Source organism: Massilia aquatica (assembly GCF_011682045.1).
Lineage (GTDB): Bacteria > Pseudomonadota > Gammaproteobacteria > Burkholderiales > Burkholderiaceae_D > Telluria_A > Telluria_A aquatica.
On sequence record NZ_VVIW01000007.1, the window covers coordinates 169,431 to 192,462 of the forward strand.

Annotated in this window: 21 protein-coding genes; 11 read left to right on the forward strand and 10 right to left on the reverse strand. The window is 65.3% G+C overall.

Going from position 1 to position 23,032, the window contains the following annotated elements; translation table 11 throughout:
* Window positions 1-12: 12 nt before the first annotated feature.
* Window positions 13-2,361, reverse strand: coding sequence for a S8 family peptidase (locus tag F1609_RS14805; RefSeq protein WP_167077168.1), 2,349 nt, complete (start codon window positions 2,359-2,361; stop codon window positions 13-15).
* Window positions 2,362-2,609: 248 nt separating this feature from the next.
* Here F1609_RS14805 and F1609_RS14810 point away from each other — a divergent pair, with 248 nt between their 5' ends.
* The 4 genes from F1609_RS14810 (at window position 2,610) to F1609_RS14825 (ending at window position 5,481) form a co-directional block, all read left to right on the forward strand.
* On the forward strand, window positions 2,610-3,248 hold the full coding sequence (locus tag F1609_RS14810; protein WP_167077169.1) for an NAD(P)-dependent oxidoreductase: 639 nt from the start codon (window positions 2,610-2,612) through the stop codon (window positions 3,246-3,248).
* A 104-nt stretch (window positions 3,249-3,352) separates the two neighbouring features.
* A complete protein-coding gene (locus F1609_RS14815; RefSeq protein ID WP_167077170.1) occupies window positions 3,353-3,868 on the forward strand; it encodes a hypothetical protein in 516 nt (171 codons plus the stop codon).
* 104 nt (window positions 3,869-3,972) lie between these two features.
* Entirely contained in the window at window positions 3,973-4,527 is a 555-nt protein-coding gene (locus F1609_RS14820) for an NADPH-dependent FMN reductase (RefSeq protein ID WP_279401163.1), read from the forward strand.
* Between the two features lie 51 nt (window positions 4,528-4,578).
* Window positions 4,579-5,481: an ion transporter gene (locus F1609_RS14825; protein WP_167077172.1), complete on the forward strand. Its 903-nt coding sequence runs from the start codon at window positions 4,579-4,581 to the stop codon at window positions 5,479-5,481.
* A 50-nt stretch (window positions 5,482-5,531) separates the two neighbouring features.
* Here F1609_RS14825 and F1609_RS14830 read toward each other — a convergent pair whose 3' ends face one another.
* Window positions 5,532-6,260, reverse strand: a complete 729-nt coding sequence (locus tag F1609_RS14830) for a hypothetical protein (RefSeq protein ID WP_167077173.1) — start codon at window positions 6,258-6,260, stop codon at window positions 5,532-5,534.
* 395 nt (window positions 6,261-6,655) lie between these two features.
* Between F1609_RS14830 and phaP the strand changes: the two genes are divergently transcribed.
* The gene (gene phaP, locus F1609_RS14835) at window positions 6,656-7,348 is read left to right on the forward strand and encodes a TIGR01841 family phasin (protein ID WP_167077174.1); all 693 of its coding nucleotides are present in this window, start codon (window positions 6,656-6,658) and stop codon (window positions 7,346-7,348) included.
* Window positions 7,349-7,515: 167 nt separating this feature from the next.
* On the opposite strand, the gene F1609_RS14840 is transcribed toward phaP, so the two are convergent.
* From F1609_RS14840 to F1609_RS14850, 3 genes are all read right to left on the reverse strand, one after another.
* Window positions 7,516-8,715, reverse strand: a complete 1,200-nt coding sequence (locus F1609_RS14840) for an acyltransferase family protein (RefSeq protein ID WP_167077175.1) — start codon at window positions 8,713-8,715, stop codon at window positions 7,516-7,518.
* Between the two features lie 97 nt (window positions 8,716-8,812).
* On the reverse strand, window positions 8,813-9,526 hold the full coding sequence (locus tag F1609_RS14845; RefSeq protein WP_167077176.1) for a LytR/AlgR family response regulator transcription factor: 714 nt from the start codon (window positions 9,524-9,526) through the stop codon (window positions 8,813-8,815).
* Entirely contained in the window at window positions 9,514-10,569 is a 1,056-nt protein-coding gene (locus tag F1609_RS14850; RefSeq protein ID WP_167077177.1) for a sensor histidine kinase, read from the reverse strand. The genes F1609_RS14845 and F1609_RS14850 overlap by 13 nt, the downstream gene beginning before the upstream one ends.
* A gap of 76 nt (window positions 10,570-10,645) precedes the next feature.
* On the opposite strand from F1609_RS14850, the gene F1609_RS14855 reads away from it, so the two are divergent.
* Window positions 10,646-11,251, forward strand: a complete 606-nt coding sequence (locus F1609_RS14855) for a YdeI/OmpD-associated family protein (protein WP_167077178.1) — start codon at window positions 10,646-10,648, stop codon at window positions 11,249-11,251.
* A gap of 8 nt (window positions 11,252-11,259) precedes the next feature.
* On the opposite strand, the gene F1609_RS14860 is transcribed toward F1609_RS14855, so the two are convergent.
* The 4 genes from F1609_RS14860 to F1609_RS14875 form a co-directional block, all read right to left on the reverse strand.
* Window positions 11,260-12,231 carry an FHA domain-containing protein gene (locus tag F1609_RS14860; protein WP_167077179.1) on the reverse strand — a complete coding sequence of 324 codons (972 nt, stop codon included), beginning with the start codon at window positions 12,229-12,231 and terminating at the stop codon, window positions 11,260-11,262.
* Complete coding sequence (locus F1609_RS14865) at window positions 12,228-13,664, reverse strand: trypsin-like peptidase domain-containing protein (protein ID WP_167077180.1); 1,437 nt, start codon at window positions 13,662-13,664, stop codon at window positions 12,228-12,230. Before F1609_RS14865 ends, F1609_RS14860 begins: the two co-directional genes overlap by 4 nt.
* A gap of 146 nt (window positions 13,665-13,810) precedes the next feature.
* Complete coding sequence (gene ribA / locus F1609_RS14870; protein ID WP_167077181.1) at window positions 13,811-14,455, reverse strand: GTP cyclohydrolase II; 645 nt, start codon at window positions 14,453-14,455, stop codon at window positions 13,811-13,813.
* Window positions 14,456-14,678: 223 nt separating this feature from the next.
* A complete protein-coding gene (locus F1609_RS14875) occupies window positions 14,679-15,380 on the reverse strand; it encodes a pirin family protein (RefSeq protein ID WP_167077277.1) in 702 nt (233 codons plus the stop codon).
* A gap of 152 nt (window positions 15,381-15,532) precedes the next feature.
* On the opposite strand from F1609_RS14875, the gene F1609_RS14880 reads away from it, so the two are divergent.
* The 4 genes from F1609_RS14880 (at window position 15,533) to F1609_RS14895 (ending at window position 21,715) form a co-directional block, all read left to right on the forward strand.
* Complete coding sequence (locus tag F1609_RS14880) at window positions 15,533-16,468, forward strand: LysR family transcriptional regulator (RefSeq protein ID WP_167077182.1); 936 nt, start codon at window positions 15,533-15,535, stop codon at window positions 16,466-16,468.
* Window positions 16,469-16,555: 87 nt separating this feature from the next.
* Window positions 16,556-17,572 carry an EAL and HDOD domain-containing protein gene (locus F1609_RS14885; RefSeq protein WP_167077183.1) on the forward strand — a complete coding sequence of 339 codons (1,017 nt, stop codon included), beginning with the start codon at window positions 16,556-16,558 and terminating at the stop codon, window positions 17,570-17,572.
* Window positions 17,565-19,751, forward strand: a complete 2,187-nt coding sequence (locus tag F1609_RS14890; protein WP_167077184.1) for a putative bifunctional diguanylate cyclase/phosphodiesterase — start codon at window positions 17,565-17,567, stop codon at window positions 19,749-19,751. Before F1609_RS14885 ends, F1609_RS14890 begins: the two co-directional genes overlap by 8 nt.
* Window positions 19,752-19,837: 86 nt before the next feature.
* On the forward strand, window positions 19,838-21,715 hold the full coding sequence (locus tag F1609_RS14895) for a glycosyltransferase (protein ID WP_370661631.1): 1,878 nt from the start codon (window positions 19,838-19,840) through the stop codon (window positions 21,713-21,715).
* A 9-nt stretch (window positions 21,716-21,724) separates the two neighbouring features.
* Here F1609_RS14895 and F1609_RS14900 read toward each other — a convergent pair whose 3' ends face one another.
* Window positions 21,725-21,940 (reverse strand): DUF3820 family protein, encoded by a 216-nt coding sequence (locus F1609_RS14900; protein ID WP_167077185.1) that lies wholly within the window; start codon window positions 21,938-21,940, stop codon window positions 21,725-21,727.
* A 147-nt stretch (window positions 21,941-22,087) separates the two neighbouring features.
* Between F1609_RS14900 and F1609_RS14905 the strand changes: the two genes are divergently transcribed.
* Entirely contained in the window at window positions 22,088-22,993 is a 906-nt protein-coding gene (locus F1609_RS14905) for an NAD(P)/FAD-dependent oxidoreductase (RefSeq protein WP_229421890.1), read from the forward strand.
* Window positions 22,994-23,032: the final 39 nt, after the last annotated feature.

Genomic DNA, 23,032 nt, shown 5'->3' on the forward strand with positions numbered 1-23,032 from the left:
ACGCCTGGCGCATCAATTGCCTTCGCCCCTGGGAGCCAGTTGCCAGGTGACCCTGCCGATTTCCTCGCGTTCGAACAGCTGGCGCGCGTAGACCTGGAAGGTGCGTTCCCGGTACTGCTCCGGAATCTCGACCAGCAGGCGCATGGCCATGCGCGATTTGGCCGGAAACGGCACCTCGCCGAACGCCGTGCGCCCGCTCACATTGACCGCCAAATAGGCCACGCGCCGTTCGCTGTCGATCTTCACCCGCCCGTACTGGCGGCGCTCGCGCAGCATCTCGAAGTACACCAGCGGCACTTCGAGCAAAGCCCGCGCGCCTTCCGGCAGGCGCGCCACCACTTCCAGCGCCATGTTGCGGGCGCGGTCAGGGGCGCCCGGCGCAAGAAAGGCCAGCGCCTTGAAGCCGCGCGGCACCGTCGGGTCGTCCACGTCCGGATCGTTGTTCTCGACGTTGAAGTTACGCCAGGTGACGTTGTTATTCTCGCGGATGAAGCGCCGGAAGTTGTCGAAGTTGAGGAAGTCGGCGGGGCCCGGCGCCGGGTCCCCGCTGGTTCCCACCAGCCCCACGAAGCAGTAATGGCCGGGCGCGGGAATGCCCGCCTTGGCCCACACCAGCGCGTTCGATACCGTGAGCTGCTCGCCGGTCGGCACGTTCGGCAGGACCGTGGTGCCGACCAGGTTCCACAGGTCCGGCGTGATCAGGGTGGCCACCGGCGCCCAGTACACGGTGGCCTGCACGTTGACGGCGTTTGCGCCGCCCTGGTTCAGCACGCGCACATAGAGATAGTTGTCCTGGCCCGCTTCGGCCTTGTAGCCGAGGCCCGCATTGTTTTCGGTGCCGCTGCCGGCGCCAAAGCTGGCCTGCGGCGCCGCCACGGCGGTCGGGCGCAGGATGATGTCCGGGCTGGCCGAGATGGCGCCCATGTGCGGCAGGCCGCTGTCGCCGACGAAGTCGCGCAGGTACACATCCGGCGCGGCGTTGAAGAAGGTGTCGAAGATCTTGCGCAGGTTCGGCATGACGCGGATCTGGGTAGTCTCCGCCGCCGAGGGCAGGGTGCCGGTGGCCGGGTCGCTCAGCACGGCGCGCATCTGGCGTGGACTCAATCGGTAGCCCAGCTGCGCCTGGGCGCGTCCCTGCACCGACAGCGCCGCCCCGGTGACGATCGGCGAGGCGCCCGAGGTGCCCGAAAAGCCGCTGGTGTAGCCGGTGGTGGACCCGGCGTCGTTGGACGAGCAGGTATTGATGTTCTGCGCCCACGCATAGCAGTCGATGCGCTTGCCGTGCGGGCCGTAGGCCAGGCGCGTGTGCGGCGCGGCGGACGTGGCGGCGGTGACGATGATCGCGCCCGAGTCGCGGAACTGTGGGTTGCCCGGATCGCGGTGCAGGATGGCCTGGCCGCCGAGCGTGGTGTAGGTATCCATGTTCAGCGCCGGCGTGCCGCCGTTGTTGGTGCCGTTGCCGCCCGCTTCGACCACGATGATCCCGAGCGCGGTGGCCAGGCGGATCGCCTCGTACTCGGCGTCGTAGGCTTCGATGGGGCCGAGCAGGGCGGTGCCGTTGAGCGCGACCTGGGCTTCCAGCAGCAAGGTGTCGCCGAAGGCGAGGCTGGTGATGGCGGCGATGATGGCGTTCGGGCGCGTGCTGCCGTGGAACGACACCACGTCGACCGAGGCGATGTTCGGCGCAATGCCGACGCAGCCGGTGGCGTTATCGACCGCGCAGATTTCGCCCAGCACCGCGGTGCCGTGCGCGCGCGAGGTGTCGAGCAGGGTGCCGTGCAGCAGGGAGGCGCCGTGCGCGGCCAGGTCTTCGTGGTTCAGCGTCCAGCCGCGTTCGAGGTCGATGAAGCGCTGGCCGGCGCCGTCGCCGCCGGTGAAGGTCCACGCGTATTCGGCGTCGATGCCGTCCGGTGAGGGATCGAGGTAGCCCTGATTGACCGAGCGCGGATCGTTGGCCGCGTTGACGGCGGGGTCGGGGCCGCCCTGGTCGATGTAGGCCGTCTGCACGCTGTTCCAGCGCAGCAGCGTGCGCACCAGTTCGATCAGGTCGGTCTCGGGAGGCGCATCGACATAATAGAAAGTGTTGAAGTCGGCCGGCCGGTAGGAGGTGTCCATGGCGGCCGCGCGGCGCTGCAGCTCCTGCAAATCGTCGGATTTGAGCACGGTGAAGACGGGGCTCAGTTTCAGGTCGGGGAACTGCGCAAGGAGGCGCCGCCACGGTCCGATTCCGGTGTTCTCGATCTGTTCGCCCAGGTCGGGACGGTCGGCCAGGTGTACCCCTTCGCGAAAGCGTACGACCACGCGCGGCCGGTCGTAACTTGCGCTATTGGTCCTGCCTTGCAGACTGCTGTGTTTGTCCATGGTATGCCTCCTGTGGATGGCGCCCGGCACCGCGCGGCGACACGGTTTCATGCGCCCGGTCAGGCGTGTTGTCGATAATCGGCGTTATACCGGCGCTCGCTTTGCGCCAGCGCAAGCCGCCATCACATTGCCCAGTTCGCCAGATTGATAAGAAAGCGGTAACAATGAAATTCGCCAAATGCGGTTTATCTGATCAATGCTTGCTGGCATGATGCTCTCCATACCAACCCAACAGCAGGAGCATTGCAATGAACATCGTTTTGATCGGCGCCACCGGATTCATTGGCACAGCCTTACTGAATGAAGCACTCAATCGCGGCCACGCCGTCACCGCGCTGGCGACCCGTCCCGAAAAACTGGCCGCGCGCGAGCGTTTGCAGGCGCATAAAACGGATGTGATGGATGTGAGCGCGCTGACCGCGCAACTGGCCGGCGCCGACGCGGTGCTGTCGGCCTTCAGCGGCCACGCCCAGGGCGACGTGCAGGCGTATTACCTGGCCGGCGTGCGCAATATCATCGCCGCCGTCAAGGAAGCGCGCGCGCCCCGCCTGCTGGTGGTCGGCGGGGCCGGTTCGCTCGAGGTCGCGCCCGGGGTGCAACTGCTCGACACGCCAGGCTTCCCGGAAGCGTACCGCGCGAGTGCCGAAGGCGCGCGCCAGGCGCTCAATCTGCTGCGCGCCGAAGCCTCGCTCGACTGGACCATGCTCAGTCCCGCCGCGATGATCTCGCCGGGCCAGCGCAGCGGCGTGTTCCGTCTCGGCGGCGACCAGCTGCTGGCCGACGCCGCCGGCAACAGCGCCATTTCGGTGGAAGACTACGCGGTGGCCATGATCGACGAACTGGAACAGCCGGCGCACAGCCGTCAGCGTTTTACCCTGGCGTATTAAGCTGCGCTTTCCGCGCCAGCGCTGGCCGGGAATTCCGGTCAGCATGGGCGCTCCGCAAACCGCTACACTGTCGGCTCTAACAAAATCTGAAAATGAGTATGCCAATGGGTTTGCGCAGATGGTTCCCGGCCTTGTTGTGCCCATCGACAGCCTCCGCATGCGCCTGTTGGGGAGGGCCTCCTGAGGTATCGTCCGCGCAGCTGGCCACCTTCATCGCGGTTTTATGCGCGCTGGCGGGGTGGCTGTTCTACCTGTGCTTCTCGGTCAAACGTGCTCGCCTTGCAACGCCGCCCGTAGCGCCACGTGCCGCCAGGGCGTATGCACTTGCCGTACTGGCAGTTTTTCTCAGCCTTGCACTGGGTCTGTGCGGCGCCTACTATATTCCGGCTTACCGGTCGGTGCTCGACGAATACGGTGCTGTGATCCCGCGCGTGACTGCCTTGATGTTCAGTGCTTCCCCCGTTTTCTGGCTACCCTGTCTGCTCACGGTTGGTTTGTTCGCCGGGTATGAAAGGTCGCGTCAGTACCCTGCCATTTTCGGTGCAGTCTGCCTGTTGCAGATGATGTTGATTGTGTGTGTCGTCTGGATTTTGAATCTGCCAATCAGCCCCGTTTGTTGATGGCTTGAGCGTGGCCAGGCACACGGGTGTGGGGAAAGTCCCCGCGCCCGTGGAAAAATTGTTAAGATTTACAATCGACCCATCAACTGTCCCCCGAAAGGATCATCATGGCTTCACGAAAAATCGCCGTCATCATTGGCAGCTTGCGCAAGGATTCCTTCAACCGCAAGGTTGCCAAGACCCTGATGCTGCTGGCGCCGCCCACGCTGGAAATGGAGATCATCGAGATCGGCCAGCTGCCGCTGTACAACCAGGACGACGACGCCGCGCCGCCGCCGGTCTACACCGAGTTCCGCGACAAGCTCAAGGAATTCGACGGTGTCCTGTTCTGCACCCCCGAATACAACCGCTCGGTGCCGGCCGCGCTGAAAAACGCGATCGACGTCGGCTCGCGTCCATACGGCCAGAGCGCCTGGGGCAGCAAGCCGTGCGCCGTGGTCAGCGTGACGCCGGGCGCGCTCGGTGCCTTTGGGGCCAACCATCACCTGCGCCAGTCGCTGGTGTTCCTCAACATGCCCGCCATGCAGCAGCCCGAAGCCTACCTGTCGAACATCGCCAGCCAGTACGAAGGCGACAATCTCACCAACGACAGCACCAAGGCCTTTTTGCAGAAGTTCGTCGACGCCTTTGCGGTCTGGGTCGAACGCCACGCCGACTGAGTTGCGGGGGGCGTTTTCCGGCGCCCCCATCCATGCTACCCTGCCGGCACCATGAGCAAAACCTCCACACCAGCCGCCGCGGACATCGCTCCGCACACCCCGCCTGTCTTCGGCAAGCCCGATAGCGGGCTACGCCGACGCATCTACACCATCATTTTCGAAGCCGATACCAGCACCGGAAAATATTTCGACGTGCTGCTGGTGGCGCTTATTTTGCTCAGTATCGTGGTGGTCATCCTCGACAGCGTGCCGTCGTTGGCTGGCCCCTTCAAGAACCCGCTCACTGTATTGGAATGGACGTTCACGCTGCTGTTCACGGCCGAATACATCGCGCGCCTGTGCTGCGTGCGCCAGCCGTGGCGCTACGCCACCAGCTTTTTCGGCGTGATCGACCTCATTTCGGTGCTGCCGACTTACTTTGCGCTGCTGGTGCCGGAAGCGTCGGCCTTCCTCGACATCCGCATCCTGCGTCTGCTGCGCATTTTCCGCATTTTCAAGCTGACGCTGTACATCAACGAATACCTGCACCTCGGCCGCGCCCTGCGCGCCAGCGGGCGCAAGATCCTCGTGTTCCTGTCGGTGGTGGTGATGGCGGTGCTGATTCTGGGGACCGTGATGTACGTGGTCGAGGGGCCGGAACACGGCTTCACCAGCATTCCGATGGCGATGTACTGGGCCACGGTGACCATGACCACGGTCGGTTACGGCGACCTGACGCCGCAGACCAACCTTGGCCGCCTGATCGCCTCGTTCATGATGCTGCTGGGGTGGGGCGTGCTGGCGGTGCCGACCGGGATCGTGACGGCGGAGATGACATCGCAGCGCATGAACCGGAAGCCGACCACCCGGACCTGTCCGTCGTGCCTGAGCGAAGGGCATGAGCCGGATGCGCAGTACTGCAAGGATTGCGGGGAATCCTTGCCTGCCTACGAGTATGACAAGAGCTCCGACTGAGTGACCCGCCGTGATGCGCCGCGCCGCACTGTCCGGGCGCGGCCGACGGCTTACGCCGATGCGCTCGCCCCCGGCGCGTCCTTCGCGATCCAGTAATTGAACTGACCGAAGGTCGGCAAGCGGTCGGCCTGGTCCGGATCGAAGAAGTCTTCGATCATCTGGCGGTACGCGCCGCGCCGCGAGAACTGCGTGTGCATGGCGCTGTAGCGGGCCACGGCGGCGTGAAAGGTGCGGCGGATGCCGTCGTCGGCGTTCAGCCCCGGATGGCCGCCGGCCTTGCGCGGACGCCCGCGTTTCACGCCGGCGCTCGAGCCGCGCGTCTTGCCTGGCGCGCCGGAGTTTTTATAGTCCGGCAGCAGCGTATCGGGATGCTGGCCGCGCTCCCAGTAGCGCCGCAGATAGCGGTAGATGGACGGGTGCGAAATCCCATGCAGCGCGCTTTGCGCCATCACCATGCGGCCGCGATGGCGCGCCTGGTAGATGGCAGGTTCGTCGGCGGTCAGGTCCTGTACCACGGCCCACGCACGGTCGCGCACCTGGCGGTGGCGCGCCGGCAGCAGGGACGGATCGCCGCGCGCCGCGTACGGGTCCACCAGCATCAGCTGCGCGCGCCGCGCGCCCAGATCGGCATGCAGCGATTGCAGCTGCGCGATCTCGGGATGGGCGCCTTTCGCACCCACGTCGAAGGTGTAGGCGACGCTGGCGGCGCTGTCGATCCACAAGATGCGGACCGTGCGCTCCTGCGCCGGGTAATAGAGCAAGTCGTTTTTAAGCAGCATTGGCAACGCTCCTTTGTAGGGTGATTAGCCTATGCTTGAAAGCAATTTCCGCGCCACCCGTGACATGGCTCCCATCCCCCCAGGCAGAGCGCTTCAGCCGGCTCTGACCGGCATGCTTTTGGTGCACCGCAGCACGCGTGCACCATTTCAAGACAGAAAGCAGTTGAGAACGTTGCCGACTTGAACACGTTTGATATATATCAAACCCACAAGGTGGTAGTCCCCTAGCCTAGTGACTCGTGCTGAAGACGATCTGGCGCAAGGTTTTTTTTGATTTGCGACAAACGGTCTTCATCAGGCATGCGCTGCGGGGCGCGATGAAGGGCGACCCATACAAGGCCGCTTATTGGTCCCGCAACTTCTTGTATTTGATCAATTACTTAAAAGAGGACTACATGTTTCCATATTCGCAATCGGTAACTCCTGCTGTGCGTACCCACCTCGACGCGCAGGTTTCCTTCCTCAACGATATGTCGAAATCGTTGTTCAATTCGTTCCAGCAACTGTGCGCCCTGAACATCCAGCTGACCCAGACCTTGCTGGAAGAAACCGCCATGACCAGCCAGCAATTCCTGACGGCCGACCGCCAGACCGACGTGATCAGCGCTGCCGCATCGCGCGCCCAGCCCGCCACCGAAAAACTGCGCGCCTATCAACAGCACATCTCGCGCGTGGCCGCCGATGCGCAGGTCGAACTGGCCCGCGTGACCGAGCAGCACGTGCAGGAAACCACCCGCACGGCGCGCGCCCTGGCAGATGAAGTCGCCCGCGTCGCTTCCGAAGAAACCGAACGCAGCATGCAAAACCAGCAGGAAAACATGCGCAAATTCAGCGATCCGTTCACGCAACAGGGCGGCGCCTGGCGCGGTAACGGCAGCACCGAAGTGCGCGGCAGCACCAGCATGCAGAGCGGCCAGAACGGCAACGTGCAGGGCGGTTCGGCCGGCAGCAGCCAGAGCGACCAGCACGGCAGCATGCAAGGCAGCGCTTCGTCGCACGGCACGACTGCTTCGTCGGCAACCCAGTCCGGCACCACCGCCAGCACGGGTAGCAAATCGGGTAGTGCAAGCACCGGCAAGAATGCCTGAATAGCAGGCTGAGATATCGCTAGTCTGATAATAAGCGCGAGGGGTGCGCCCGACCGGCACAGAGCCGGTCGGAACTGGTAAGGCCGTTGCCGCGGAGGGCGTGTTGCCCCCGGCGGCAACCTGGCGCGTCGTCAAGCGGTCCATGGTGTTGCCGCTGGCATTCTTGCTTAGGCCGTCACCTGCTGTGACGTACGTCCGTTCCGTGCGTCCGCTGGCAGGGGAGCTATGCCGAACAGCGGCCGTAACAGGCGCGAACGCCGCACGATGTCGGCCACGGCAAAGCTCAGGCACAAGGTCAGTACGACCAGCACCAGCGCTTCGAGTCCGGGCGCCAGTTTCGCCGGTTGGATGGCATGCGCAATGACAACAATCAGTGTCTGGTGCACGATATACACGGGGAAGACCGCCTGCGCCAGATAGCGCCGGTTGGCGCTGTCGCGATTAAGGTGGCGGTGCGCAAAGCCTATCGCGGCCAGCATCGCGTTCCAGGCGAACAAGCAATACACGATCCTTTGCAGATGCATCAGGGGTTGCTGTGCCTGCGCCGACAGCACGTCATCCGGCAGAGCGTAGTAGATGGTCAGCGCGGCCCAGCCGGTCGCCGCCAATCCCAGCGCATGCCAGCGCAGTTGCTCCAGGCGGGGCCAGAATTGTGGCGTACGCGCGAGCATCGCCCCAAGGAGGAATAGAAACAGGTAGACCGCGTGGTTGAACCAGTCATCCACCAATGCGTGCGTGGTTGGAAAGCGCGACAGCATCGTCATGCGCGCGAGGGACAGCAGCGCGACCGGCAGCACGATGATCTTCCATCCCACCAGCAGGTTCGCCAGGCGCGTGGCCAGGCGGTCGAAGCGACTGCCAAGCCCGGCCACCAGGCCGCCCAGCAGCAGTGTATATACCCACAGATAGGCCACGAACCACAGGTGGTTCCAGGTCGGCATGACCAGGCAGTCGGTGCCGCGGCAAAAGCCGTGGTAGCGGCCCAGGTACAGCCGCATGAAGTCGGCGTAGCTGCCCTGGTAGGCCAGTTTTTCCACCACTTCCAGGTAGGCTTGCGGCGGTACGATCACCAGCATGCCGAACACCAGCGGCACCAGCAGGCGCGCGCTGCGCTGCCCAAGGAAGCGGGCGGCGCCGGTCTTCGCCAGCATCAGGCTCGACGCCACGCCCGACACCATGAACAGCAGACCCAGGCGCCACGGCGACGAGAGCAGCATGAGCGGCTCGATGGCGTGGCTGGCGAAGGCACTTTTGACGTGCCAGTCCCAGGTCACGTAATACATGCCGACGTGGTAAACAATCAGGACGAAAAAAGCGAGGATGCGGACCCAGTCGAGAAACCAGAGTCGGGCGGGAGAAGTCGTCATGGCGTGCTTTGCAGGTGGAAAACCCCAGCCTGGATCAACGCGGGCCTGCACGCCAGCGCAATGGGGCGAGCCGGGATGACGGTGGGGTGAAGCGGTCTTACAACCGTTCCATCAGCGCCGCGCGGTACTGGCGGCTGCACGGCACGCGCGCGCCGTCGCGCAGCACCAGTTCGCAGTCGCCCTTGTCGAGCGCCTCGACCCGCTCGATCCAGGCCAGTTGCACGGCGGCGCGCCGGTGGCAGCGCATGAAGCCCGGCCCCAGCTTGTCCAGCAGGCCGGCCAGCGTCTGGCGCATCAGCGGCTTGCCGGCCGTGTGCAGGACCACGTAGTTGTCGGCCGTTTCGATCCATCCGATCTGGTCGATGCGGATCACGCGCGTGACGCCGCGTTCGGTCACCAATAACTGCTGCAACCCATGCTCGCCAACCAAGGGCGGCAGGGTTTGCGCGGCACGCGCCTGCAAGCGTTCGCGCAGGCGCAGAAGGGCACGCCGCAAGCGGGCCTGGTCGTAGGGCTTGAGCAGGTAGTCGATGGCGTTGGCGTCGAACGCCTTGAGCGCGTACTGGTCGAAGGCGGTCGCAAAGACGATCAGCGGGGCCGGCGCCGGCAGCGACGCGGCCAGTTCAAGGCCGCTCACCTCGGGCATCTGGATATCCAAAAACAGCGCGTCCGGCGCGAACGCCGCGATCTGCTGCATCGCTTCGATGCCGTCGCGCGCTTCAAGAATGGCGCTGATGCCGGTTTCCTGCGCCAGCAACTGGCGCAACTTGTCGCGCGCGGGGCGCTCGTCGTCGACGATCAGGAGGCGCATGGCACCGTCATCGTTGCGCGCACGCCGGCCGGCGCCAGTGGCGCCAGCACCAGGCTGGCGCTGGCGCCATACAGCGCCGCCATCCTTTCGCGCAGGTTGGACAGGCCCACGCCAGGCGGCGCATGCGGCGCCAGGGTGCCGGCATCGTCGTCCAGCGTCACCACCAGCAGCTTGTTGTGGCGGCTGGCCGAGATGGCGATATGCACCGTCCCGCGCCGCTTCTCCACGGTGTGCTTGAAAATATTTTCGAGCAGGGGCTGGATGCTCATCACCGGCAGCGCGCAGTCCAGCGCGGCGTCGTCGATGCGCCATGCGATCGCCACGCGCTCGGCGAAGCGCTCTTCCATCACGCGGGCGTAGCCGCGCACCAGCCGCAGTTCGGTCGACAGCGGCGCGACCTGCAGCTCGCCCACGTCGAGCGTGGCGCGCAGCACGTCGGCCAGTTCGATCAGGGTGGCGTCGGCACGCGCGACGTCGGTGTGCATCAGCGATGAAATGGTGTTGAGCGCATTGAACAGGAAGTGCGGCTGCATCTGCTGGCGCAGGCGCTGCAGGTGGGCCTGGCGCAGCAGGGCGTTGGCTTGTTCGGCGCGCAGCTTCTCTTCGAGCAGCTGGCGGTACGACAGGATGCCGAACACGATCACCACGAACAGGCCGACGAACACCGACAGCTTGAGCGATTCGTACAGGAAGGTCGGCCCCCAGGCCGCGTGCTCGTAGCGCGAACCGGCCAGCGCGTACACGCCATGGCGGATGCCGAAGGCGATCGGCACGAAGGCCACCCAGTACATTGGCAGGAGCAGCGCCTGCAGGCCGAACCAGCGCCACGGGGTTGCCAGCAAATCGTCGTAGCGGCGCGTGAGCCGGCGCTGGATCGCCAGCAGGACGGTCGCGGCCAGCATCGAGGAGCTTTCCCACAACACCGGCTGCCACAGCATGGTACCGCCGTCGCGCAGGTAATCCTCGACCGCGACCGATACCATCAAGGCCCAGAACAGCAGCCAGGCGACGCCGATAACGATGGTGGTGCGTTGCAGTGGCATGAGCGGGTAGGGGGCTGGTCGAAGCGCTGATGATTGCGTATTCTTTCGATCATGTCAAAGAAAAGGGAGAAACACGATGGAGACAGCACCGGCGCAAGACGCCACCCCGCGCGCATTCGCCTCGCAAGCCGCGTGGGCCCAGTGGCTGGCCGGGCACCACGCCGGCTCGCGCGGCCTGTGGCTGCGCCATGCGAAGAAGGGCGCGCCTGAACCGACCGTGTCGTACCAGGAAGCGCTGGAAGTGGCGCTGTGCTTCGGCTGGATCGACGGCCAGAAGAAGGCCGAGGATGCGCATTACTGGCTGCAGCGCTGGACCCCGCGCGGCAAGCGCAGCATCTGGTCGCAGGTGAACCGCGCCAAGGCGCTCGCCTGCATCGCCGAGGGCAAGATGCAGCCGGCCGGCCTGGCAGAAGTGGAGCGCGCACAAAAGGACGGCCGCTGGGAGGCCGCCTACGCGCCCGCCAGTTCGGCCCAGGTGCCGCCCGACTTCGAGGCGGCCTTCGACGCGCACCCGGGCGCGCGCGAGTTCTTCGCCACGCTCAATTCGCAGAACCGCTACGCGATGCTGTTTCGCATCCAGACCGCCAAAAAGCCCGACACGCGCGCGCGCCACATCGCCAACTTCGCGGCGATGCTGGCGCGTGGCGAGATGCTGCATCCGGTCATGGCCAAAAAAACCTGAGCGCAGCGTTAGTCGTCGCCGCCGCCGTCGCCCTTGATCCTGGTGCCGCGCTCGGCATCGAGCCTGGCTTTCATGGCGCCGGCATCGGTCATGAATTCGTCGACGCTGTGATCGGGACTGACGCGCGTCGATGGCGGCATCAGCACCGACATGAACAGTTCGTCCGCCACGCGGCCGTAGCGCAGCTGGTTGCTGATCAGGACCAGGCCCGAGCCGATCATGGCGATGATCAGGCAGGCGAGTCCGAAGCGGCGGGTCTGGTGCGGCTTGACCGTCCCCAGGTGAAAGAAGATCACCCCGGCCACGATGGCGATGGCCACGTGCGCGCTGTAGGCGGTGAGCGCTTCGAGCGAGAACGCGTAGGCCGCGGCACTCGCCCCCAGTTTGTAGGCCAGCACCGCCGTCAGGCCGCAGCCGAAAATGAACAGGTGGCGCCCGAGCCGCGCGTGGCGCCCGAACAGGCGGTTGGCGAAGGCCCAGGCGCCGCCCCATACCAGCCCCGCGCCGATGCCGAAGGCCAGCGGCAGCAGGTAGCGGATCAACTGGAAGGCCTGGGTGTCGCCCAGCCAGGTGGTGATCAGCGCAAAGGCGCCGGTCAGGAGCATGCCGACCACGCCGGGAATGGCGCCCTCCCAGCCGTGCATGGTGCGGTCGACCATCTCGGGTCCGACCGGAAAGTCGGCCCCGCGCACGCGCAGGGTTGTGTGGCCGATGCGGATCACCGTGTCGCCGCTCAGCGCCAGGCTGGACTTGCGTTTGCCGAGGTGGATCACCCCGTTTTTTGTGCCCAGGTCGCGCAGCACGGCCTGGCCGTCCTCGCCCGCTTCGAGCACGGCGTGGCGCGGCGCGGCGAAGGCGTCGTCGAGAATGAAGTCGTTGTCGTAGCCGCGCCCGAAGCGGATCGGCAGCGCGTTGACCTGGTGCCGGTGCAGCACGTCGCCATTACGCGCCAGCGTTTCGATGAAGTAGGGGCCCTTCATTTCTTGTTCCCGCGTGCCAGCGCTTCGAGGAAGGCGCGCGTGGTGCGCAAGCCGTTCTCGTACGAGACGCCCGACAGGTCAAGGCGGCTCTGCAAGGTGGCGCGGGCGTCGTCGGTGCTGGCCGTGAGCAGGGTGAAGTTGTACAGGCCCGCGAACTTGCGGTAGGCGCGCACGCAGGTCACCGCGCGCAGCGGCAGCGACTTGGTCTTGACGAATTTTTCGGTGCACATTGGCCCGGTCATGCGCGTATCTTTGGTGCTGCCCAGGTTATCGGTCTTGAACAGGGTCGAGGCCAGCACCGCGAAGCGCACCGGGTCCAGGATGGCCGAGCGCACGTACTGGTGCGTCATCGACACGTGCCCGGTCTGCTGCGAGTCGGACACGAAAATGGCCGACTCCATCGCGCAGGCCATGGTGTCGGCATTGAAGGTCGCTTCGGCCTTGACGTTGGAGCGCCCCCAGCAGCGCACCTGTTCGGACTCGCGCACCGGCACCTGGTACGGCCCCATGGTCTTGAGCGAGAGCGGCGCATCGAGCAGGCGGTCGATCATGGCGCGCTGGTGCGCCAGCAGTTGTTCGCCGATCAGGGGATTGAAATCCTTCGGCTTGCTGGTCTGCGCCTGCACTTTTTTCAGCAATTCCTGGGCATAGCGCACCGGCACCAGGAAGCTGATCAATTCGCCATCGCGCCGTTTCGACACGTTCACGCCCGCCACATCGCCGCCCACGGTCACGCTGGGGCCGCCGCTCATGCCCGAGTTGATCGGGCCGGTGAACATGAGCTGATCGTAAAAGCTGCGTGAGATGATGCCGTTGTAGGACCCTTCCGAAATGGCGAAGCCGAGGTCGAGAGGATTGCCCAGCGAATACAGATACTGGCCCTGGGTTAGTTTGACCAGTTTCTCGGGGATGTTGAAAAAGCCGCTGCCGTTGCGGTTGATGCGCACCACCGCCAGGTCGTGCAGCACGTCCACGGCCAGCAGCTCGACCGGGCCGCTCTTGCCGTCGGTATCGATGTATTCGCCGACGTACACATCCGGGTCGATCGCCATTTGCGATACCACATGATAATTGGTCAACACCAGGTTGCTGGTGCCGACCATGAAGCCCGAACCGACGCTCGACTGGCTGCGCCCGTTCTTGAGCAGCATGCGGATTTGCAACAGGTCGCCCTTGGCGGCGGAATACACTTTTTGCGCGGCCGAGGAGGGCGGCGGCAGGGCGGCGTTTTCGTCGACCTCGGGCGCGGGCACGGTGCCGGGCGGGGGCTGGGCGCCCGGTGGAATCACGGCGGGGACGGTCGGAGGGATCGCGCCCGGAATGGCCAGGGAAGCGGGCGGCCGGGGCGGCAGCGCAGCCTTGGCGGGCGGCGCCGCCGCGACAGCATGGGTCGCAAGGCAATAAGCAAGCACTGCGGTATTGACAAATTTCATGCAATCCTTCGGTGGCAAGAACTGTTTCTTCTATCTTGCCACCAGCTTAGCGTATTTGCGCGATATCGTGGTTCCCTTAGAGCCTGTATCGGCAGGGCGGGGGGGCAGGCGCGCCACCTGCGACGCCGGCCTGCCGAGATAGGCTCTTATAGCTCGCCGTCCTGTGCGACCGGCTCGGCCAGCGGGGTCATCATGTGGCCGAGCTTGGCTTCTTTGGTGTTCAGGTAACTGTTGTTGGTGGCGTTGCGGTTCACCAGCAGGGGCACGCGCTCGCTGACGGTGACGCCGAGTTTTTCCATCGCGGCAATCTTGCGCGGATTGTTGGTCATCAGGCGCAGGGAATCGATGCCGAAATGGGCGAACATCGGCTGGCACAGCTCGTAGCTGCGGGCGTCGGCATGAAAACCGAGGGCCAGGTTAGCCTCGACCGTATCGGCGCCGGCTTCCTGCAGGCGGTAGGCGCGCATCTTGTTGACCAGGCCGATGCCGCGTCCTTCCTGGCGCAGATACAGCAGGATGCCGCGGCCTTCTTCGGCGATGCGCTTGAGGGCGCCTTCGAGCTGGGCGCCGCAGTCGCAACGTTGCGAGAAAAGCACGTCGCCGGTCAGGCATTCGGAGTGGACGCGCGCGAGGACGGGTTGGCCGTCGCCGATGTCGCCCAAGGTCATCGCCAGGTGCTCCTTGCCGGTTGCGTGCTCGACAAACGCGTGCAGGGTGAACTGCGCCCAGGGCGTGGGCAGCGCGCAGGAGGTCGTGTAATCGAGGAGTTCTTCAGTGACAGGGGAGGGCATGGCGATGTTCTCAAATCTATTGCTGTAGCCGCAAGTGTAGCGGAAAACCGACGCAGCCGTTGGGGGAGGGGCTCTAAACCCCGGCCACGCTGCACTTGCCATTGGCCGAGAACCGGTCGTTCCCGCCGAGTGCCGCCTTGGCGCGGGAACGACGGTTCTTAAATCATACGGTCAAGGTAAAGTCCGGGTGCGCAGCGTCCTCCCGCGCACCCGGCTCTACTGATTAATAAGGCAAATCAAACACCAGCACCTCGGCCGCTTCGGCATTCTCGATCTTGACAAGGCTCTCCTGCGTCATTTTCAAGGCATCGCCGCCACCGAGCCGCACGCCGTTGACCATCAGCGAGCCCCGGATCAGGTGCACATACCCGGTGCGGCCCTCGGCCAGCTTGTGCTCCAGCACTTCGCCGCCATTCAGGATCCCCGCATAAATCGCGGCATCCTGGTGAATCAGCACCGAACCCTGGCGGCCATCGCTGGATGCGATCAAGCGCAATTGCCCGATTTTGCTTTCCGGCGCAAAGTGCTTTTCCTCGTAGCTCGGAGGAATGCCCGTCACGTTCGGCTGGATCCAGATCTGCAGGAAATGCACCGGTTCCGTCGCCGAGCCGTTGAACTCGCTGTGGCGCACGCCGCTGCCGGCGCTCATCCGCTGCACATCGCCGTAATGCAGCACCGATCCGGTGCCCATGCTGTCCTTGTGTTCCAGCGCCCCTTCCAGCACGTAGGAAATGATCTCCATATCGCGGTGGCCGTGGGTGCCAAAACCTTGCGACGGCGCTACTTTGTCTTCGTTGATCACCAGCAGCGGACCAAAGCCGGTGTGTTTTGGATCGTGATAATGACCGAACGAAAAGGTATGTTTCGATTGCAGCCAGCCATGATTTGCGTTGCCACGTTCTGCGCCTTGACGAATTTCCAACATGATATGCTCCGTTTCTTTTAAGTTAATGTGCAATAATTTCGAATCCACTTGACCGGTGGATTTCAAGTTCGCTGCACCGATGAAGCTAGTATAGGCCTCGTCAAGCGAATCAAAAAACGGAAAAATTTGCCCGCTATGATCGAAAAAATCGAATGTTAAAACTGAGCCTGGATGCCCTGCTGATCATCGACGCCATCGACCGTCGCGGTTCCTTCTCCAAAGCCGGGCAGGAATTGCACCGGGTGCCCTCGACCATTTCGTACACGGTCGCCAAGCTGGAAGAGGATCTGGGCGTGCGGGTGTTCGAGCGCAACGGCCCGCGCATCCTGCTCACCCCGGCCGGACGCGAACTGCTGACCGAAGGGCGCTACCTGCTCAAGGCCGCGCAAGACCTGGAACATCGCGTGCGCCGGGTCGCGTCCGGCTGGGAGACCGAACTGGGCATCGGCATCGATTCCATGTTTTCCGTGCTGGCGCTGCACGACGACATCCGCGCCTTTTACCACGTGGCCGAGCAGACCCGCCTGCGCATCGTGCAGGAAACCTTGTCCGGCCCGTGGGAAGCCTTGCTCGACCGCCGCGTCGACCTGCTGGTGGGCGTGGCCGGTGACGGTCCGGCCGGCGGCGGCTATGTGGCGCGTCCGATCGGCACGATGCCCTTCGTGTTTGCCGTCGCGCCCGCTCACCCGCTGGCCGGCCTGCCCGAACCGCTCTCGCGCAACCAGTTGCAAAACCACCGCGCCATCGTGGTGGCCGATTCGGCCCGCAACATGGCGGCGCGCACCGTCGGCCTGCTGCTGGGCCAGGACGCGCTGACCGTCCCGACCATGCAAGCCAAGTTCGACTTGCAGGTCGCCGGACTGGGCTTCGGCTTCTTGCCGGAATCGTGCGCCCGTCCGGCCATCGAGCACGGCCGGTTGGTCGAAAAGCAAGTCGAAGAAGTGCGCAGCGCCGAAACCTTTTATGTGGCCTGGCGCGTGGGCGAGGAGGGCGCGGCACTGCGCTGGTGGCGCGAGCGCATGCAGCGCCCCGGCCTGTTCGCGCAACTGTCCGGATATCTTCCGGGCGGATCTGCAACACACGGGTAGGACATCGCGCAAATTTCCCATCAATCGCCTTGCTTGTTGATCTAACCCTTGGTGACGGTGAATTCCTCGGGGGTAACATGAAATTCGTTGCCACCCACCATCTCGATCCCGATGACCTGCTCGAGCCCGGCCCCTTTGCTTGTATTCCGCGTCTTGGCAGACCGTCGCGGCTTGCCGTCCGGCCTGCTGATCGACGTTGTCGCACCTTCCGGCGAAGCGCGCCTGGCCAGTGCCGTCATCGACGATCTTGGCGCCCTGTGCCGGGATTTTCCCTGCCTGTACCGCCCTGATGCCGACCCGCAGCTGGCCGCCGGGCTGGCCAGCCACGGCTGGACCGAGCTGGCCGAGCGCACCCTGTTCCGCGCCGGCGAGCGCTTTACCAGCATGCCGCTGCCGCCGGATGCGCGCTGGATCGACGGCGACTGGTGCCTGGGCGCGCCGGCCAAGGTGCTGGCCAGCCAGGCCGCCTCGCGCACGCTCGCGCTGCAACTGGTGCAACTGGTCGCGGCCGACGCCGACACCCACGAAATCGAAGCGCTGCTGCGGCTCGACCCGACCATGTCCTACCAGCTGCTGCGCCTGGTCAACTCGCTCGGCATGGGCGCGGTGCGCCGCATCACCAGCTTCGGCCAAGCGCTGCTGATCCTCGGACGCCAGCAACTGCGGCGCTGGCTCAACCTGATGCTGTTCGCCGCCCAGAAAGGCGACATCCGCTCGCCCATGCTGCTGGCGCGCGTGGCGGTGCGTGCGCGCGCCCTCGAACTGCTGGCGCGCACGCGCGGCCTGGACAAGCTCACGCAAGAGCAAGCCTTCATGACCGGCATGTTCTCGCTGCTCGGCATCCTGTTCGGACTGCCGCTGGCAAACTTGCTGGCGCCGCTGTCGATCAGCGAGTCGGTGCAGGGCGCGCTGCTGCATCACGACGGTGAACTGGGCGCGCTGCTGGGCCTGGTCGAACTGGCCGAACGGGGCGACACCGATGCCCTGGCGGCGCGCCTGACGGGGTTGCAGATCGCGCCGGCCGACTTCAATGGCGCCATCCTGGAAGCGCACCGCTGGATGCTCGGCGCGCTGCGCGACAGCGGGGCGGGTAGCCATGGCTGAATCGGCGCTCGACCGCAGCCTGGACCTGGTGCGCAACGCGCGCGCCATGCAGGGCAATGCGCTGGCCGAGATGCTGGTGCGGCTCGAAGCCGAACTGGTTCTGGCCAAACAGGCGCAACTGCCGCTGGCGCGGCGCCTGCTGCAGCACCACGCCGACACCTACGAGCAGTCCGACGATGCGGTGATCGTGCTCGATCTGTCGGGCTACCTCACCAGCTGGAACCGGGGCGCCGAAGCGGTGTTCGGCTACACCAGCGAGGAAGCGATCGGCCAGCACGTGCTGTTCCTGTATGCCGACGATGCCGGCGCCGACGACCCGGGCGTGGCCGAACTGTTTCTCGAACATGGCAGCTGCCTGGTCGAAGTGCGGCGCCGCCGCAAGAGCGGCGATGTGATCTGGGTGCGGCTGGCGCTGTCGCTGATCAGCGACGACGACGGCGAAGCGATCGGCATGCTGGTGCACCTCTCGCCGCTGGCCGAACATCTGACCGAGGAAGACAAGATCCGCCTGTACGCGCGCATCATCGAAGACAGCGACCAGGGCGTGCTCATTACCGACGCCGGCGAGCGGATTGTTTCGATCAACAGTTCATTTACCCGCATCACCGGCTACTCGGCCACCGAGTCGATCGGCCAGACGCCCGACCTGCTGCGCTCCGGCGTGCACGACGCCGATTTCCGCGCCAAGGTGCGCGCCGCCATGCAGGGCAACGGCCCGTTTCGCGGCGAGATTGTGGGCAAGCGCAAGAACGGCGAGCTGTTTCCGCAGTCGGTCACCATCAGCGTGGTGCGCAATGCCGAGGGCCGCATCACGCATACCTTTTCGCTGTTCTCCGACATCAGCGTGCACAAGGATGCCGAGGCGCGCATGCAGCGCATGGCCAATTACGACGGCCTGACCGGGCTGCCCAACCGCTCCCTGTTCAATCACCTGGTCGGGCAGGTGCTCAACGAAGCGCGCCGTGGCAATGAGTATGGCGCGCTGATGGTCATCGAAGTCAATCGCGTCGGCGCCATCAGCGACACGCTCGGCCACGACGTGGCCAGCGAAGTCATTTGCACGGTCGGGCGCCAGTTCCGCGGCGTGCTGCGCGAGCCCGACATCCTGGCGCGCATCGACGGCAGCAAATTCGCGGTGGCGCTGCCGACCATCGGCCAGCGCGAGCACGCCGGCATCGTCGCGCAAAAACTGCTCGCCACCCTGGCCGCGCCGCTGCTGGTGGCCGGCCATGGCTTGCAGGTGAGCGCCAATATCGGCATCGCGCTGTACCTCGACGACAGCATGGACACCGCCTCGCTGCTGCGCTTTGCCGAGGTGGCGCTGGCCAAGGCCGGCGAATTTGGCCTGGGCGGCTTCCTGTTTTACCGCGACGAGATGGACCAGCGCGCGCGCGAACGCCTGCGCCTGGAGACCGAACTGCGCACCGCCCTGGCCGAGAACCAGTTCGAGCTGCACTACCAGCCCAAGGTGAGCCTGCGCAGCGGGCGCATTGTGGGCGCCGAAGCGCTGATCCGCTGGCGCCATCCGGAGCGCGGCATGGTCTCGCCGGGCGTGTTCATCCCGCTGGCCGAGGAGACCGGTCTCATTTTCGATATCGGCAACTGGGTCATGAATGAAGCGTGCCGCCAGATCCGCGCGTGGGACGATGCCGGGCTGTCGATGCCGCCGGTCGCCGTCAACGTCTCGGCGCGCCAGTTCGACCGCAGCCTGCCGGGCCGCATGAGCGAAGTGCTCGACCTGCACGGCGTGGAACCGGCGCAGATCATGCTCGAGATTACCGAAAGCCTGCTGGTGCGCGGCACCGACAGCGTGATCGCGATCATGAACGAGCTGGTGGCCATGGGCCTGGCGCTGGCGCTGGACGACTTCGGCACAGGGTATTCGAGCCTGGCCTACCTGAAAAAATTTCCGATCAGTACACTCAAGATCGACCGTTCCTTCGTGATCGGCCTGCCGTACGAAGAAAACGATTGCGCCATCGCGCGCGCCATTGTCACCATGGCCCAGCAGCTGCGCCAGGAAATCGTGGCCGAAGGCGTGGAAACGCCCGAGCAGATGGCATTCCTGCGCGATCTGGGCTGCGACCAGCTGCAAGGCTACCTGTTCAGCCCGGCAGTCAGCGGCGATGAGTTCGCCCGCATGCAGCGCGACAGCAAACGCCTGACAGTAAGCCGATAGCGCACACCTCTGTTCAGCATCAAACAAGGCGCGCATTTTCCGCGCATGCTTTCTTCACAGGTCAACCATCCTATGAAGAGCTCGCTGTGACAACTACACCCCCAACCACTCCGCAGGTCAGCGTGCTGATGCCGACCTACGGCCAGTCCCATTTTCTCCCGCGCGCGCTCGACAGCCTGCTGGCCCAGTCGTTCACCGCCTGGGAGGCCATCGTCATCGACGATGGCTCGCCCGGCAACGACACGGCGCGCGCGCTCGCCCCATTCCTGCCCGATGCGCGCGTGCGCTACCAGCGCCTGCCGCACAACACGGGCCTTGGCAACGCCCTGAACGTGGCGCTGGACCAGGCGCGCGCGCCGCTCATCGCCTGCCTGCCCAGCGACGATGTGTTTTACCGCGACCATCTGGCATCGCTGCGCGCGGCGCTGGACAACGATCCGGCGGCCGTGCTGGCATTTTCGGGCATGCGCCACCATTACAACCGCGAGACCGATGGCCAACTGGCCGGCGTCGCGCTGCAGCTGGTCCAGTGCATGCACCGCCGCAGCGCGTTGCGCTGGAGCGCGCGCGGCGAGCTCGAATCGGACGACCTCGAACGGCTGTTCTGGGGCCGACTGCGCGCGCGCGGAGCGTTCATCGCTACCGGTCAGGTGAGCTGCGAATGGACCAGCCACCCGGCCCAGCGCCACAAGTTGATGCAGGAACCGGTGGGCGGCATCAATCCATTCCGCCAGCACTACCGGGTGAGCGAGCCGCTGCGCTTTCACACCACGACGGGCAACGCGATCGACGAGGTGGCGCAATACCGCGCCATGCGCGAGCGCGCGCCCACGCCGGCAGCAAAGGACGGCCTGAACATCCTGCTGGCCGGCGAACTGGCCTACAACGCCGACCGCGTGCTGGCGCTGGAAGAGCGGGGCCACACCTTGCACGGGCTGTGGATGCGCGAGCCGTACTGGTACAACACGGTCGGGCCGCTGCCGTTCGGGCATGTGCGCGAGCTGCCGTTCGACGACTGGCGCAAGGCGGTGGGCGCGCTGCGGCCGGACGTCATCCACGCCCAGTTGAACTGGCAGGCGGTGCCGTTTTGCCATGCGCTGATGCTGGCCACCCCTGGCGTGCCGTTCGTGTGGCATTTCAAGGAAGGGCCGTTCATCTGCCTCGAAAAAGGCACGTGGCCGCAACTGGTGGAGCTGTTCGGGCAGGCCGACGGCTGCATCTTCAGCAGCCCCGAAATGCGCGACTGGTTCGATACCGTCTTGCCGGGGTTGTCGACCTCCAAACCCTGCCACGTGCTCGATGGCGACCTGCCCAGGGCCGGCTGGTTCGGCGGCGAACGCACGCCGCGGCTGTCCACCGCAGGCGATGGCGAGATCCACACGGTGGTGCCGGGGCGCCCGATCGGCCTGCATCCACATACCGTGGGCGAACTGGCCGCGCAGGGCATCCATCTGCATTTTTACGGCGACTTTACCCACGGCCAGTGGCGTCAATGGATCGAGGATGCGCGCCGCCTGGCGCCGCGCCACCTTCACCTGCACGCCAACGTCGAGCAATCGCGCTGGGTGGAGGAGTTTTCACGCTACGACGCCGGCTGGCTGCACGCCTTTGCCAGCACCAACGAGGGCGAACTGCGGCGCGCCAACTGGGATGATCTGAACTATCCGGCGCGCATGGCGACCCTGGCCGCCGCCGGCTTGCCGATGATCCAGCGCAGTAACGAGGGGGCGATTGTCGCCACGCAGGCCTTGTCGCAACGGCTCGGCACGGGGGTGTTCTACGAGTCGATTGCGCACCTGGGCGCCTTGCTACGCGACCAGGCGGGCATGGATGCGCTGCGCGAACGGGTGTGGTCGCAGCGCGCGCACTTTACGTTCGATGCGCATGTGCCGGAACTGGTGGCGTTTTTCCGGCGCGTGATCGGGCAGGCGGGCAAGCCGGGGCGGCCACGGCGGGCGTTGTAAGGCGAGCGTTCAGCGCCGCCCGCGCAAAGGATCGAGCAGGCTGCGCAGGTCGTTGTGATCGAGCTCGTACATCAGGGCGAGCAATTCGCCGATTTCGCCGCGTGGAAATCCCTCGCGCGCGAACCAGCCAAGATAGTGGCCGGGCAGGTCGGCGATGACGCGGCCTTTGTATTTGCCGTAAGGCATCTCACGGGTCAGCAACAGCTGGAGGTCTTCTGGTTTCATGATGCCGCTACTGTAGCAAAAACCATCTCCGAGGTCAGTTCCTCCGCGCTGTTTATACGCCGCTTGACATTACTTTTTAACGTAACTATCATTGTTACGTTAAAGCTCGGCAGTGTGCCGGCTCAGCCAAACAACAAGGAACACACAATGGACAAGCACATGGATACCGACTTTATCGTCGTCGGCGGCAGCTTCGCCGGCATGGCCGCCGCCATTCAGCTGGCGCGCGCCAACCGCCCGGTGCGCGTGATCGACGCCGGCCAGCCGCGCAACCGCTTCGCCGCCGCCGCCCACGGCTTCGTCGGCCACGACGGCCGCGCACCGCACGCCATCATGGCCGACGCCCGCCGCCAGCTACTGGCGTACCCCAGCGCCAGCGTGATCGATGCGACGGTCGAGAGCGCGGCGCCCATCGACGGCGGCTTCGAAGTCGTCCTCGCCGGCGGGGAGCGCATGCGCGCGCGGCGCCTGATCCTGGCCAGCGGCGTGGTCGACCAGTTCCCGCCCATCGACGGCGTGCGCGAGCGCTGGGGCGCCTCGATCCTGCACTGTCCTTACTGCCACGGCTACGAATTCCTGGGCCGCCGGCTCGCCGTGATCGGCATGATGCCGATGTCGGCCCACATGGCGCAGCTGATCGCGGAATGGTCGCCGTTGGTCACCTACTGCGCCAACGGCATTGCGCTCGACGCGCAGCAGGAGCGGGTATTGACCGCGCGCGGCATCCGCATCGAACACAGTAAGGTGCTCTCGCTCGGCGGGGTGGCGCCGGCGCTGGACGGTATCGTCCTCGAAGACGGCACGCGCGTGCCGGCCGATGCCGCCTTCCTGGCCACGCAGGTGTCCACCAGCCCCCTCGCGCAGCAGCTCGGATGCGAATTCGACGAGGGTCCACTCGGGCTCTTTGTTCGCACCAACGAGTTCCAGGAAACCACGGTGCCCGGCGTGTTCGCCGCCGGCGACGTGGCGCGCATGCCGCATAATGCCACCTGGGCCGCTGCCGATGGCGTGATGGCCGGCACGGCGGCGCACCGCTCGGTGGTCTTTGCCTGACCCGGTCCGACATGCTATCGTCTGGCAGATCACAAGGAG